Below are 746 nucleotides of genomic sequence, written 5' to 3' on the forward strand. Positions count from 1 at the left end.
TTGAAGGGGTTATAGCGATTGATGGCAAGACCATTTGTGGAGCTAAAGATAAATCTAAGAAGAGCTCTATAGCCCCTCATATTCTCAGTGCTATGGCTAGTGAATCTGGAATTTGCTTAGGACAAGTAAAGACTCAAGAAAAATCTAATGAAATCACAGCTATTCCAGAACTGATTAAATCCTTAGAGATTAAAGATTGTACTATAACTATTGATGCTATGGGGTGTCAGCGTGAAATCGTAAGTTCTATTATAGATGAAAATGCTAATTATGTCATTGCAGCTAAAGCTAATCAAGGCAACTTGCTGGAAGCTATAAAAGATACTGTGAAATTAGAAAAACCTCAAAGTGTTCATTTAGAGGAAGACTTTGGTCATGGCAGAGTAGAAAAACGTACCGCTAAAGTATTTAATAATCTCAGTCATTTGAACAACTCTAATCAATGGAGGGAATTAAACTGCTTTATCCAAGTAGAAAAAGAAACTTACAGTAAAAGCGATGGTAAAACAACTAATGAAACACGCTATTATATTTCAAATTTAAATCTTAACGCAAAACAGGCAAATCATATAATTAGAAGTCATTGGGCTATAGAAAATAAATTACATTGGTCTTTGGATGTGATATTTGGTGAAGATCATTCTAGAAAGAGAACTGAAAATACTCCAGAAAATATGAACATCATTATGAAAATCGTTTTGACTTTGGTAAATCAAGAACAAACTTTTAAGAAAAGTAAAAATAGA

General features: G+C 32.4%; 1 protein-coding gene. It reads left to right on the forward strand.

The genetic code is table 11. The features are described from left to right. A partial coding sequence (locus ABD792_RS19135; protein WP_345008194.1) for an ISAs1 family transposase occupies nucleotides 1-746 on the forward strand: 746 nt, incomplete at both ends.

It is taken from the genome of Snuella lapsa (assembly GCF_039539345.1).
Lineage (GTDB): Bacteria > Bacteroidota > Bacteroidia > Flavobacteriales > Flavobacteriaceae > Snuella > Snuella lapsa.